Origin of the sequence: Microcoleus sp. D3_18a_C4, from assembly GCF_036702415.1 — a bacterium.
Classification (GTDB): Bacteria; Cyanobacteriota; Cyanobacteriia; order Cyanobacteriales; family Microcoleaceae; genus Microcoleus.
On the sequence record NZ_JAUBTI010000018.1, the window covers coordinates 83818 to 97568 of the forward strand.

At 44.2% G+C, this 13751-nt stretch carries 11 protein-coding genes; 2 read left to right on the forward strand and 9 right to left on the reverse strand.

Annotation, left to right across the window (positions count from 1 at the left end; genetic code table 11):
* Positions 1–336: 336 nt before the first annotated feature.
* Together QUB16_RS11595 and QUB16_RS11600 are read right to left on the reverse strand one after the other, a co-directional pair.
* Positions 337–1725 (reverse strand): aminopeptidase P family protein, encoded by a 1389-nt coding sequence (locus QUB16_RS11595; RefSeq protein WP_333316101.1) that lies wholly within the window; start codon positions 1723–1725, stop codon positions 337–339.
* Between the two features lie 116 nt (positions 1726–1841).
* On the reverse strand, positions 1842–2054 hold the full coding sequence (locus QUB16_RS11600; RefSeq protein ID WP_333200791.1) for a hypothetical protein: 213 nt from the start codon (positions 2052–2054) through the stop codon (positions 1842–1844).
* A 69-nt stretch (positions 2055–2123) separates the two neighbouring features.
* On the opposite strand from QUB16_RS11600, the gene QUB16_RS11605 reads away from it, so the two are divergent.
* Complete coding sequence (locus QUB16_RS11605; RefSeq protein WP_333316103.1) at positions 2124–2567, forward strand: DUF4332 domain-containing protein; 444 nt, start codon at positions 2124–2126, stop codon at positions 2565–2567.
* A 99-nt stretch (positions 2568–2666) separates the two neighbouring features.
* Positions 2667–3026, forward strand: a complete 360-nt coding sequence (locus QUB16_RS11610; protein WP_333316105.1) for a Spx/MgsR family RNA polymerase-binding regulatory protein — start codon at positions 2667–2669, stop codon at positions 3024–3026.
* A 2-nt stretch (positions 3027–3028) separates the two neighbouring features.
* On the opposite strand, the gene QUB16_RS11615 is transcribed toward QUB16_RS11610, so the two are convergent.
* The 7 genes from QUB16_RS11615 to QUB16_RS11645 form a co-directional block, all read right to left on the reverse strand.
* The gene (locus QUB16_RS11615; RefSeq protein ID WP_333316107.1) at positions 3029–3457 is read right to left on the reverse strand and encodes a GNAT family N-acetyltransferase; all 429 of its coding nucleotides are present in this window, start codon (positions 3455–3457) and stop codon (positions 3029–3031) included.
* Entirely contained in the window at positions 3438–5057 is a 1620-nt protein-coding gene (locus QUB16_RS11620) for a cyclic peptide export ABC transporter (protein WP_333316108.1), read from the reverse strand. The genes QUB16_RS11615 and QUB16_RS11620 overlap by 20 nt, the downstream gene beginning before the upstream one ends.
* Before the next feature lie 111 nt (positions 5058–5168).
* Positions 5169–6218 (reverse strand): Uma2 family endonuclease, encoded by a 1050-nt coding sequence (locus QUB16_RS11625; RefSeq protein WP_333316110.1) that lies wholly within the window; start codon positions 6216–6218, stop codon positions 5169–5171.
* A gap of 266 nt (positions 6219–6484) precedes the next feature.
* Positions 6485–8056 carry an NAD(P)H-quinone oxidoreductase subunit N gene (locus QUB16_RS11630; protein ID WP_333316120.1) on the reverse strand — a complete coding sequence of 524 codons (1572 nt, stop codon included), beginning with the start codon at positions 8054–8056 and terminating at the stop codon, positions 6485–6487.
* A gap of 506 nt (positions 8057–8562) precedes the next feature.
* A complete protein-coding gene (locus QUB16_RS11635; protein ID WP_333316112.1) occupies positions 8563–9576 on the reverse strand; it encodes a poly(ethylene terephthalate) hydrolase family protein in 1014 nt (337 codons plus the stop codon).
* Between the two features lie 286 nt (positions 9577–9862).
* A complete protein-coding gene (locus QUB16_RS11640; RefSeq protein WP_333316114.1) occupies positions 9863–11239 on the reverse strand; it encodes a response regulator in 1377 nt (458 codons plus the stop codon).
* On the reverse strand, positions 11236–13751 hold a 2516-nt coding region (locus QUB16_RS11645; protein ID WP_333316116.1), incomplete at its 5' end, for a PAS domain S-box protein. The genes QUB16_RS11640 and QUB16_RS11645, both read right to left, overlap by 4 nt.

The window sequence follows — 13751 nt, forward strand, 5'->3', positions numbered from 1 at the left end:
TGACTTGCAAGACCACTTTTTTAACTAATATCAAAAGATTCCTTGACCAACCTTTATTCATCTTTATCTTTTTTCACACCTGATGTAACGGCGTATGTGCGATATAATTGGTATCAACTTAAGCCTGAAACCCCTGATAAATGTCGCTTTTAGGTAAAGTCTAGATCCCCCTAAATCCCCCTGATTGTTGGGGAGTAGGGGTTGACTTTGAGAAGACTCCTGTCCCCCCCTTATTAAGGGGGGCTAGGGGGGATCTAGCCTTAATAGTCAAACATCAGTCTATAACTGGGTTTGACGTTAAGTTGACACCAATGGTGCGATCGAACTCGGCTCAACTTACTTATTTACCGCCACTAACTCCTCAATCTCTGGAGCTTTTGTCGGCAATTCGCCTGTCAATACTTCTCTACCCTTTTCGCTGACAAGTATATCATCTTCTATGCGTATCCCCCGCACATCTGCAAATTTTTCCAACTCCTCCCACTTAACAATATCTGCATATTTAGCGCGGTGATCTGGGTTATTTAAGATGGCCGGAACTTGATAAAATCCCGGTTCGATCGATACCAGCATTCCCGGACGCAAAACTCGATTCAACCGCAAAAACCCCAACCCAAACCGACTGCTTCTCGTTCTTCCTTCTTCATAGCCAGCCAAATCTCCTAAATCTTCCATATCGTGAACATCCAAACCGATTAAATGTCCGATACCGTGTACAAAAAACAGCGCGTGAGCATCCATTTCTACCAAATCTTCAACATTGCCCCGCAAAATACCCAAATCAACCAATCCTTCCGCCATAATCCGAGCAGCTAACAGGTGAATGTCTTGATATTCCACGCCCGGACTAATGTAATCAATACAAGCATCGTGCGCGGCCAAAACCACATCATAAATCGCTCTTTGAGTCGGAGAAAACTTGCCACAAACCGGCCAAGTGCGAGTCACATCAGCCGCCCATCCCGTTGATATTTCTGCACCGACATCTGCTAACAGCAAATCTCCGGTTTGTAGGGGATTGTGATAATGTTCGCTGTGCAGCACTTCTCCATGCACAGTAACGATACTAGGATAGGCATAGGTCATATTTTTGGAGATGATGACACTTTCCATTGCAGCGCGCACCCCTGCTTCAATTTGAGCATTTCGAGTTGCCGCCATTCCCGCTTTGTGAGCTTCTACAGTGACAGTGGCAGCTTGACGCAATTCGGCCAAACTGGCTGCATCGTGGCTCAGGCGCAGAGATATGATGGCCTTGGTTAATTCTAGGTCGATTCCGGTTGGCGAGTTGGGCGGTGCCAGAGGGCGAGCGAGAATTTGAGACTGTTGCAACTGAGTCCAAGAATCCTGAATTGCGATCGTTGCTGCATTTGTCGAGCGCGCTTTCAATTCGGCCATTGGGAAAGCAGCATCAGCCCCAATTAGTTCGGCAATTTCTGCTCTTTTTGGCATTTCTCCGTGCCAAAGCGTGCTGCTAGCAGGTGCGTCATCTAAGAACAATTCTAATTTGCCAGATTCTAAGCGAATGGCAGCATTTTCTAAGGGCAAACCAGCAAAATATAGAAAGTGACTGCTGGCACGAAAGGGATAAGTAAGTGCCGGATAATTGCGAGGAATGCTGCGCCCTGACCATAAAATTACCGGAAAATTAATTAAACGAGCCAGTTTTTGGCGCCGTAGGTGTAAACTATTTGCTAACAATTTATCGCTGTTTGTAATTTTCATGGGTAAAAACCGATTATTTAGACTTGGGTTTGCAGTAAGGACTTCAGTCATTCAATTCTTGGCATTAAATAAATAAAGTCCAGACTTCAAAATTAGCAGCCATTTTTGCACAAAGTCTAATCTTTATCTTCTTTCTGGCTATCGTCTTGCTTGCTGTCTTTTTTATCGTCTTTGTCGTCATCATCATCCTGCTTTTCTTGGGCCGGGATGCTGTCTGGGCGCGAGGACAAAAAGGCTGAAAGTGCTACTCCACCGACAATTAGCAGCAAGGCGGCAACAGCCGCCACCAGCCAAATTCGTTTGTTTGGTTGTGGTTGATTTTGTGACATGAGCGATCGCCTCTATTGACTGTTTTATAATTTAGACTTTAAAGTATAAGTAAAATTCACTGAAAAAACATGAAAACTGCTCAGAAAGCTCCTCAAAGTTCCTTGCAAGTACGCGACTGGCCGATAGCACATTTACCGGGATTGAGCAAGGAAAACCAATCTCAACTGGAAGAGTGCAGCATCACCACAACCGGACAACTAATTAGCCTGACGAAAACGCAGGCGGCGAAAGTGTTGCTAGCCAATCAATTACAGATTAACATTCAATATGTTAATAAATGGGTAGCGATGGCAAATTTGGCTCGAATTCCAAGTGTAGGGTGTCAGTATTGCGGGCTGTTACTTCACGCCGGCGTTGCTTCGCCGGCTCAATTGGCTCAAATGCCCGTGGAGAGATTGCACCAACAAATTTTAAGGCTGCACGTAGCGACAATGCAGCGCAATGATTTAACTCCTTCAGTCGATCGCGTGCAAAAATGGGTTCAACAAGCTAGATTAGTCCGTAGTGATTAGTCATTAGTTAGTAGTCAGTTGTCAGTTGTCAGTTGTTATTAGGAAACAGCCAACAGTCAACAGTCAACAGTCAACAGTCAACAATCAACAATCATTATTATGTCAATTCAAGTTTACGGAATCCCGAACTGCGGCACCTGCAAAAAAGCTTTCCAGTGGCTCAAAGATAGCGATGTTAATTACGAGTTCATTAACACAAAAGAACAGCCGCCGACTCGCGAAACAATTCAAAGCTGGGTAGCTGCTTTGGGTTTTCAACCCATGCGAAATACTTCCGGTCAATCTTACCGCGCTTTGGGCGATGACAAGAACAATTGGACTAGCGAAGATTGGGTAGAGGCTTTTGCTAAGGATGTGATGCTGCTGAAACGTCCTCTTTTCGTTAAAGATGGAACGGCTGTTTTAGTGGGTTTCAAAGAAGACGTAATTCTAGAAAGATTGGGGCTTTCAAAGGGCTGAGTTCAGCCTGTTGTTCGCCGCAAAAACTTAAGTTCGCCCACGTCATCGGAGAAACCCCAACGCTCGTAAAACGGCATCATGTTCGGCAAACAATTAAGATAAAAATGCTCGACAGTTTGCAATTTGGGATGATTTAAAACTGCATCCATCAACTTCGCACCCAGTCCCATTTTTCTGTGTGTAGGCTTGATAATGACATCAAAAATCATCGCTCTGTAGACAAAATCGGTAATGACGCGGGTAATGCCAATTAGTCGATCGCTCTCATCGACAAAACCAATGATAACATCAGTTGCCGCCAGCATTTTCACCACATCTTCCCGCGTCCGCTTGTCGCTCCAAAACTCGTTTTTGTACAAATCCATCAAGTCGGAAACCTGGCTTTCGGTCAAAGTTTCGACAATTCGGTACTTATCCATTTGATCGGTCATACTCTACTTTACCGTAATCTAGTTTAATGGCGCGATCGGCAATATCAAAATAGCGATCGTCGTGACTAATCACAAACACCGTTTTCCCCCGCCGCTTCAACTCCGGTAGCAACTGCTTGTAAAAAATATCCCGGAAAAACGGGTCTTGATCCGAAGCCCATTCATCAAACAAATAAATCGGTCTATCTTCCAAATACGCCGTCAGCAAAGCCAGCCGCTTTCGCTGTCCCTGAGACAAAGCCGTAGTTGACAAAACTCCATCTTTCACCTGAACTTTATTCTCCAAATGAAACTCTCGCAAATATTCAGCAGCCTGCTTGTCCAAATCGTGATTAGTCATCCCCAAAAGCCTTTCAAACAGATAAAAATCCGAAAAAATTGCCGAAAAATTCTGCCTGTACCACTCACGATTCTCATCAGTAATTGGCTGACCATCTAGGAGAATTTCTCCCGATTCAGGAATGTACAAACCAGTGATTAACTTAGCTAAAGTAGACTTACCGCTGCCATTCCCGCCAATTATAAACACCAATTGACCCGGATGAAACTTCAAATTCAGCTCGCCCAAACTAAAATTGCTGTCTTCTTTTTCTCCCGGATAGCTGTGAATTACTCGATTTAACTCCAGCGTCTCCCACTCAGCAGTTTGAAACAGTTTAACCGTTGAATTTATCTCAGCTTGACTCGCCAAAGCCAATCCCATCCTCTCTATCTTTTCCACAGAAGTATTAGCCCGAAAAATCGCCGGCAACCTTTGCAAAATATTGTTAAACGGAGACATCAAATAGGTACTTGTCAGAATGTAAGCTGACAAAACCGGAGTAGAAACAGGCACAAATTTGGGTAAACCAAACAGCAGCAAACCCATCAGCATAAAAAACAGCAACTGCCCAACTCCAATCGCAACTGCACCAGTATTCAAAGCAGTCACGTTATAATCGCGGGAAGCATCAGCACTCACCTGCAATTGTTCGGTAAAAAATTCTTGGCGGCGCAAGGAATGCAGTTTAAGTTCCTTAATTCCATCAGTAATACTGCGAAAATGCTTAAACAATATATCTTGTTCTTCTCTGGCTAAATCGAAGAATTTCCGCATTTTGCTGAGCAACAACTGCACCGTGCCAATCATCAGCACCAGAAAACCAAAGACAACCACAAAAACCGTCCCAGAAATCGTGCTTAAATAAGTTAAGCAGCCCACGACAACGGCGATATCAACACATAGAAAAGGAATTAAAAATATAGTATTAGAAAGCGTTCCCACATCATCTGTGAGAGTTGCCAGCAAGCGGTTAGCGCCCAACTCTTCCAAATTCCGCAAAGGAGTAGACAAAATGCCACGGCTCAAACTCAGCCGCAGATTGTAAACAGCTTCTTGAGAAAGGTAGATTAACAAAAATTGGGAGACAAAGCCACTCAAAAGAGCCAAGATTGCTAATCCCGCAAAATACCAGACTAAATTAGCATTGGAATTGTCGCTGATTGCCCGATTAATTAGGGAAATTAACATAGCGCTGCAACCGCCGCTGATTAAGCCTGTGAGTATGGCAATGGAAACATTTAACCAAGAAGCTTTTAACAGTAACCAAATTACATTCATCCTTTACCTCTATAATAATTCTTATCTGCTTTCAAGAACAGGCTTTTCGGCCTGTTCCACAAACAGTTAATTTTCTTGTGGAACAGGCCGAAAAGCCTGTTCATAAAAGGCTTATTGAGAATGTGGGGACATCTCAAATGCAACCAACTCATAAATATCAGTCATAGAAATTTGCACTCCCACAGAAGCAAAAGAAACTATTGCTGATTCTCCCTCATATTCCCGAAACAACCATTCATTTGATTCTGTTTTAATATATTGTGCGACTAAAAACTCAGATTGATTGACTAACACATATTCACGGAATTCAGGGATCGATCGATAAAACCGAAACTTATCCTCCGGATCAAAATTTTTGGTAGACTTAGAAAGCACTTCCACGATGAGCATCGGATTGAGGATCTCATCACTGCGCCCCTCGGTAAAAACTGGCTCCCCTTCAATCACCATCACATCCGGGTAAGTTCCGCGTCGGTACCGAGGAATCCACAACCGCAAACCGCTGATAAATACTTTTGCATTCTTCCCCCGCAAAGCAGTATGCAAACCAGCACAGATATTGCCTTTAATCTGGCTGCGATTAATCGTGCTGCCTGCAATTGGTACAATTTCTCCATCGCGGTATTCATTTATAAACTCGGCAGTTTCCTCTAACTTTCGATACTCATCTGCAGTATAAAACTTGTTGGGCTGATTTTTTACTAGCATTTTTGCCTCATGCAGCACTGGAAAATTCACCGAATTAGCAATAAAACAAACATGATGTGCGTTGTCGTGCAAACTGCGGGCTTTTTCCAAATCGTCACCAGCTTCGATTGTTACCAGCGGATGCAAAATTACCTCGGTAAACCGAATCTTTCCATCCTTTTGTGCCATCTTGCCCGTCGCTGCATCCGAGTAAGAGACTACCCGAATGCCAGCACGAGCGCACAAAGCAAGATAGCTCAACATATGACAAGCTGACAGTGCCATCAACAACAAATCTTCGGGATTGTACAGAGAAGCATCGCCCCGAAAAGTCGGGTCTGCCGAACCCACAAATGGCGGCTTACCCTCAATATTGATGGCATACTCACGAGAATAAGCGTCGTAAGATGAAGTAGAACCTTGACTGGCACCAGTCCAAACAGTGTTGATGCGGTATAGGTGTTCTTTAGTCATTCTCAATTACCCACTTTTCTCTGCGTTAATCTGCGTTAATCTGCGCTTAAAAATCATAATTAACAGTATCAGGAGTTACGCAAGTGTCATAATTAGTAAGGTGCGTCAGAGCGTAAACTCTTGATTACCCGTTGATAATGAAAGTCTGACGCACCCTACAAGTCGATAGTCCCCAGTTGGCATTAGTCCTAAGTATATCACAACAAAAAAGAAACGCCCAACTGCAAAGAGTCAGGCGTTTTCCACTATTTCAAAACCAGGAAAAATTAATCCCGGCGAGACACCAAATTCGAGTCAATTTTCGCACCCACAACAGGTTGCACATGACTCAAAGCCGACTGCAACATGGGAGTTTTGGTAACAGCATCATTAGCCAAATTAAACAAAGGGTTTGACAAAATTCCCGCCAATGTTGTCGCCACCAAAGTGAGTACAACACTGACTTGCAAAGGCCGCATTCCCTGAAGGTTCCAGCGAACTTCGGGATAATTTTTCACCGCGTCTGACATTTCTTGAGGTTCTTTTACTACCATCATCTTGACAACGCGGATGTAGTAGTAAATCGAAACTACGCTGGTAATTAATCCCAGAATAACTAAGCCGTAAAGTCCTGCTTGCCAGCCAGCCCAGAACAGATAGATTTTGCCAAAAAATCCAGCCAGGGGCGGAATTCCGCCGAGAGAAAGCAGGCAAATACTTAAGGCTAAAGTTAACAGCGGGTCTTTTTGGTACAAACCCGAGTATTCGCTAATTTGGTCGGTTCCAGTCCGCAGCGAGAACAGGATGATGCAGGCGAAAGCACCCAAGTTCATAAACAGGTAAACCAACATATAAAATATCATGCTGGAGTAACCGGCTTCGGTTCCTGCAATCAAACCCAGCATTACAAAACCGGCTTGGGCGATCGACGAATAAGCCAAAAGCCGCTTCATGCTAGTCTGGGCGAGGGCAACCACATTTCCCAACACCATGCTGAGAATGGCTAAGGCCGTGAACACGAACTGCCACTGTTCGATAAGTGCGGGGAAAGCAGTTGTTAACAAGCGGATTGCTAGGGCAAAACCTGCTGCTTTGGAACCGACAGAAAGGAAGGCAACAACGGGTGTAGGAGAACCTTCGTAAACGTCAGGAGTCCACTGGTGAAAGGGAACGGCAGAGATTTTGAAGGCGATTCCGGCGATCGCAAAAACCAAAGCAATCACCAAACCGAGAGATTGACCTTCATTCACAGTAGAAAGGTTAGCCGCGATCGCACTCAGCTTAGTTTCGCCACCAGACAAGCCGTACAGCAGCGACAGCCCGTAGAGAAACACCGCCGAAGAAGACGACCCAATTAACAAATATTTCAAAGCAGCTTCATTGGAACGCGGGTCGCGTTTTGTGTAACCCGTCAGCAAATAAGACGAGATACTCAGAGTTTCCAACGAAATAAAAATCATCACCAATTCATCAGCGCCGCTGAGGAACATTCCCCCCAAAGTAGCGGTCAGCAAAATGCCGATAAATTCCGCTAAAGCAGTACCCGTTTGCAGTACATAGCGGACGGATATCAAAATAGTGACAGCCGTACTCAAAGCGATAATTCCGCGAAACACTAAACTCAAGGCATCGCTGTTAAAACCGCCCAGAAACGAGATGGTATCCGTGTTATCCCACTGCAAACACAAGGCAGCGACGGCGGCCAGCAAACCCGCAACGGCAACGTAGGGAGTCCAACCCGAGGAACTGCGGCCTACGATTAAATCGCCGACGAGAACCACCAAGAGGGTGATGATGACAATTCCCTCTGGCAAGATAGTTCCAGCATTTAGCTGGGCAGCAAGAGTAGCAAAATCCATATTTTCAGGCAGGTTGGGTAGTACAAGCCGCAAAGGCTGTAAAGGGCTGTGAACTTGTAAAAATTCTTTACCAAACACAGATTGTAGCGGATTACAGCTTCGCGATCCCAATTGGGCGAGTGTTTGTTGCCGGAGAGTTGATACTCGGTAGCGGTTTTGCATACATTTGCGGGCATTGTAGAGATTGCCGCCTGATGTCACCTGGGACGAGAGTCGCGATCGACCATAACTGGCACAATGTAGAAAGTGAAACCAGTAATGTGGCATAACCGAAAGCATCCAGGATACAAGCCCCCGGATTCATTCCTTCGCAGACTCAGGACCCAGAAATAAAAAACCTGTATCCGATAAAGGAGCCCCCGAATTTATCCGTGGGGTCAATTCTTCAATTCTTCAATTCTAAAATCTAAAATCTAAAATCTAAAATCGATTGACCTCCAGTATACGATTAAATGTAGACACACTATCTATTAGCCTTAATCTATCTTACGTTTTTTTAGGTGGAGCTACTTAGAAGATGGTTTGGGAACTGCAACGGTGGTAACACGGACATTCGGATCGAGGGCGTCACCTTGAGAGTAAATATAATCAAATGCCGATCGATCTTTAAGCATATTTGCCCGCAAAAACAGGGCGCTCCAACGGGCGATCGTTTCAATACCCACGGCTCGCTCTAAGGTAGCAGTATTGCGATCGGGGTTCGCACCAGGGGGGTTATTAACATCGGTGATGCCGAAGTGATTTGCACCCATAACAGTAATCAAAGCTTTGGGTGGTGTTTGAATTTGGTCAAAGGTGCTTTGAGATCGATCGGGCAGGGCGACACCATCGATAGATCCTTGAATCAACGCCACTGCAATGCCATCATTAGCGATGCGTACAAATTCATTAGCAATAGGATTCCGCAAGTTAGCTCCAAAAAATGCAGCCGCTAATAGTTCTTTCGGGCGCGTAAATGGCTCTTGACACAAATACAATTCTGGGAGACATTTGTTAGCAATCACCGATAACCCCACTGCACCACCAAAAGAATGACCCAATAAACCAAGGCGCTGCGTATCGATAACAGACGCGATCGGGGATGTGGGCTTTGTGTTTTCGATCGCCATTTGCGACAAAACCGCCGCAATTTGCGAAGTTTCCGACGCCAAATTAGGCGGTGAAGTGGGATTGAAGGGCGAAGGGCGCAAATGGTTCGGAACGACTACCACAAAGCCGTACCGCGCCACATGGCTAGCGTAATCTGAATAAAATGATTTATCTACAAGCACACCTTGCAATAAAAGTACAATGGGGAAAGAGTAATTACCGGAATTAAGATCGGATGGTTTAGGATAATAAATATCAGCTAAATCTTTATTAGCCGATATAGTCGTACTGTAAAAGGTACTTTCTTTAAATGGCGGTGCATAATCGATTGTTGTGGCAAAGACTTTTCCCCCAAGGATAACCAACGCAGCAATTACACAAACAATTGCTAGGGTTTTTACTGAAAAAAGATCCTGGTTTAAATTCATCATTATTTTGGGTTTGAGAGTGCGTGCATAAGCTACTAAAAAAAAGCAATTTGGCGACTTGCCATTAAGGGAAAATTGTGTAAAGATTGCAAATCATAATGATATCATGTCCCCTCGATCGCAATTTTTGTAGGGGCGGGTTCACCCACAATACCTGCCAATAATTGACCATCTCAAAAACCCGCCCCGACCGGGATATTATGGTTAATCGATCGGACATGATATGACTCCTAAATAAACACGATTCACGATTTGACACCCTTTTTGACTACTTTTATTTTAGTGTGGCTTATAACCCGACCAAATCTTCTTTATAAAAACGTTTTTTAGAGTGGTCAATCGGAATTTCGATTGCCAAGGTCGCCCCTTGAGCCGGTACCGAAAGACAACGGAGTTGCCCGCCGTGCTCGCCCACTACGATAGCATAGCTAATCGATAACCCCAAACCCTTTCCTTTGCCCACTTCCTTCGTTGTAAAAAATGGCTCAAATATGCGTTGTTGAATATCTTCGGTTATGCCGGGCCCATTATCAGTAATATAAATACCCACTTGAAAGTCGGAGAGTAACTTGGTGCAAATAGTAATAGTAGGGATGGATCTGCTATCATCTACGTCATTTCCCCAACGTTTTGGGGATTGCAACGCATCAATCGCATTAGTCAGGACGTTCATAAAAACCTGATTCATTCGCCCAGCGAAGCATTCTATTGTTGGCAGAGCCTCATACTCTTTTACCACTTTAATTATCGTTTGATCTGCTTCAGCTTTCAGCCGATGCTGCAAAATCATCAGCGTACTCTCAAGTCCTTCATGGATATCCACCGCTTTCAAATCAGATTCATCAAGTCGGGAAAAATTCCGCAGCGATTGCACTATTTCTCCGATTCGGTCAGCTCCTATGCTCATAGAAGCAATTAGCTTCGGCAAGTCATTCCTGAGAAAAGTGAAATCGATTGCCTCCAGTTGTTCCTGGATAGCTGCTGTGGGATTGGGGAAATCTTCTGCGTAGAGTTGCACCAGCCTCAGCAAATCTTCAGTGTACTCCCTTACGGGCGAGAGGTTCCCTTTAATGAAGCTAATCGGATTGTTAATTTCGTGAGCTACCCCTGCTACGACATTCCCTAAACTTGACATTTTCTCGCTTTGGATGAGTTGAGCTTGTGCATTTTGTAACTGTTGTAGAGCCAGCTCTAGTTCTTGGGCTTTCTCTCGCTCTTTAGCCTCGGACTCCTGCAATCGCGCATTTTGCTCGTGCAATTTTTTTTGCAAACGCTGAATAGTTAGTTGATTTTCGACACGAGCTAAAACTTCTTCTAAATGAAATGGCTTGGTGATGTAGTCTACTCCTCCCACAGCAAATGCTTTGACTTTATCCAACACTCGATCTAGGGCGCTCAAGAAAATAACTGGAATACCCGAAGTTCTGCCATCCGCTTTTAAATGTTGGCAAACTTCGTAGCCATTCATCTGGGGCATCGTGATGTCGAGCAAAATCAAATCGGGTGGGGTAGAACGCGCTGCTTTTAAGGCCATATCCCCGTTTATTACGCCCCGAACTTTATATCCTTTGTCGCTCAGCATAGTGGATAAAAGACGCAGGTTGTCTGGGGTATCGTCAACCACTAAAAGATTGGCTAAATGAGATTTTAATTGATGACTGCTCATGGAATCATTTCTTCAGTTAAGTTAGTAATTTTATCAAAACGAAAGTTGTTAGCCCAATCAGCGATGGTCTCCGCGAAAGAAGTATTAGATTCGGGGATTGCGGCGACCAAACTTAAAATCAGCTCTGCATCAGCATCGATAGCTCCTTGATGTAACTGTATCACCCACTCCGCAGGCATTGTCGCCAAAGTAGTCCTTAAATTTCCCGTTTTTTCCCCTTCTTTTACACTCAAGTCTTGACCCTCAAGCTGAGATAATGTAAAGTTCGGTAAATCTTCATAAATATACTGTACCCCTAAATGTTCCGCCATTTTGGCAAAAATAATTTCTTCTTGGAAAGGCTTGCTCACAAAATCGTCACAGCCTGATGATAAAACAATGGCTCGCTCTTCCTCAAAAGCGCTAGCGGTCAACGCAACAATCGGGGTAGCCTCATCTTGCATCTTGGCTTTAATTTGTCTGGTGGCCTCATACCCGTCTATCACAGGCATTTCCATATCCATCCAAATTAGGTGAGGTTTCCAAGTTTCCCAGATGCTAATAGCTTCTTGACCATTTACTGCTTCGCACACCTCCAACCCAAGCGGTTTGAGAAGATGAACCAATAGCAAACGGCTCTCCCATTTATCATCAACCACCAAGATGCGATATGAGGGTTGGTTGGGTTCTAAACCAATTACCCGCCTTTTTGATTGTCGAGGTTGAACTTCAGCCATCTCAGGGGAGCTAATTTGGATATCAAAACTAAAAATTGTTCCTCGATTCAAGGTACTGCTGACGGTAATGTCTCCTCCCATCAGTTGTACGAATTGTCTGCTGATGGGTAAACCCAAGCCTGTTCCTTCTTGAGATTTCCGACCGGCGTCCGTTTGCACAAAAGCCTTAAATAGAGAATCTAGCTCAGTAGGAGCAATGCCGTAACCAGTGTCTTCCACTTCAAACGTAATAGTCCGTGGTTCGTTGTCTGTTGGGGACTTTTGTTTCGCACTAATGGCTGCAACCCGAAGCGTTACACTTCCCTTCGTAGTAAACTTTATCGCATTTCCTAACAGATTAATTAAGACTTGACGCAATTTACTTTCGTCAGTTTTTACATACTGCGGAATGTTAGAATTGATGTGCCAAATGAGCTGTAAATCTTTAGAATCAGCTTTGAGTTTGAGCATTTCTTCGAGAGAATGGAGCAAATGATACAGGTCAAAGCTAGTAGGATTTAAGGTAATCCGACCTGCCTCGATTTTAGACATTTCCAGCACGTCATTAATCAGCGTCAGCAAATGCTCCCCAGAACGACTAATGATGCCTATCTGTCCCTGCTGTATGCGAGAAAGGGATGAGTCGCGGGCTAACACTTGGGTAAAGCCGAGAATTGCATTGAGGGGAGTTCGCAGTTCGTGACTCATTTTTGATAAAAATTCGCTTTTAGCCTTGTTAGCCGCATCTGCTACTTCTTTGGCTTGTTGTAAGGCTGCCTCTGCTTTTTTACTTTCCGTAATATCGCTTGCTGTGCCAGTTATTCCTAAAATATTTCCCTCGGAATCCCGCACTACAATTGAATTAAACCGGAGATTGATAGGTCTACTATCTTTAGCTAATTGTATAGTTTCATACTGAAATACGGACTCTCCCTTCAGCATACGTTGGAATATCTCGTTATCTTTGGGAAGTTGTTCAGGTAGCTGAAAATCACTGAATTTTCGCCCTATCATTTCTTCAGGGCAGTAGCCAAAAATCTGTTGGACGGCAGCGTTGACGAAGGTATAACGCCCTTCAGCATCAAGTGACCAAATCATATCCTGCGATGTTTCAACTAAGTCACGGTATTTAGCCTCGCTTTCTTTGAGCGCTTCTTCTACCCTTTGACGATCGGTAATGTCGTTAGTGACTAAGAGAATACACGCTTCTCCACCCAGCTCAATAATATCTGCTGATACCAGCATCTTCCTCACCTCGCCTGCGGAAGTACGACAATCAAATTCCTGATTGCGAAGCACTCCTGATTCTTGCAATAGCTGTTTGTATCTGTCACATTCTTCTAAATTAACCCAAAAATTCAACTCAATTGCTGTAAAACCAATTACCTGTTCGCGAGAGTAACTAAAAGTGCTGAGGAAACTGTCGTTCACTTCGATGTAGCGTCCATCTGCAAACCGGGCGATCGCGATCGGGTTAGGACTGGAACGAAAGGCTGTAGAAAACTTTTCCTCAGACTTGCCCAAGGCTATTTCTGTCTGCATTCTAACAGCGATTTCCTGTTGCAATTCTTGCGTTCTTTCTATAACCTTACGTTCCAGCGTTCGGGAGTATTCCCCTAATTGATCGTAAAGTTGAGCATTCTCAATGGAAATAGCAATTTGGGCAGATAAAATTTTTAACAATTCTAGGCGATCGGTAGTAAAAGCCCCTTCAGTCAGGTTATTTTCCAAATAAAGAAGGCCTGTCAGCTTACCTTGGTGCAGCAGAGGAGTGCAAAGAATAGACTTCGGTTGAGTGGCTGCAATATAAGGATCGC

Coding starts and splice junctions, on each gene's coding strand:
- QUB16_RS11595 (WP_333316101.1), bottom strand. CDS start 1,725: ATGAAAATTACAAACAGCGATAAATTGTTAGCAAATAGTTTACACCTA.
- QUB16_RS11600 (WP_333200791.1), bottom strand. CDS start 2,054: ATGTCACAAAATCAACCACAACCAAACAAACGAATTTGGCTGGTGGCG.
- QUB16_RS11605 (WP_333316103.1), top strand. CDS start 2,124: ATGAAAACTGCTCAGAAAGCTCCTCAAAGTTCCTTGCAAGTACGCGAC.
- QUB16_RS11610 (WP_333316105.1), top strand. CDS start 2,667: ATGTCAATTCAAGTTTACGGAATCCCGAACTGCGGCACCTGCAAAAAA.
- QUB16_RS11615 (WP_333316107.1), bottom strand. CDS start 3,457: ATGACCGATCAAATGGATAAGTACCGAATTGTCGAAACTTTGACCGAA.
- QUB16_RS11620 (WP_333316108.1), bottom strand. CDS start 5,057: ATGAATGTAATTTGGTTACTGTTAAAAGCTTCTTGGTTAAATGTTTCC.
- QUB16_RS11625 (WP_333316110.1), bottom strand. CDS start 6,218: ATGACTAAAGAACACCTATACCGCATCAACACTGTTTGGACTGGTGCC.
- QUB16_RS11630 (WP_333316120.1), bottom strand. CDS start 8,056: ATGGATTTTGCTACTCTTGCTGCCCAGCTAAATGCTGGAACTATCTTG.
- QUB16_RS11635 (WP_333316112.1), bottom strand. CDS start 9,576: ATGATGAATTTAAACCAGGATCTTTTTTCAGTAAAAACCCTAGCAATT.
- QUB16_RS11640 (WP_333316114.1), bottom strand. CDS start 11,239: ATGAGCAGTCATCAATTAAAATCTCATTTAGCCAATCTTTTAGTGGTT.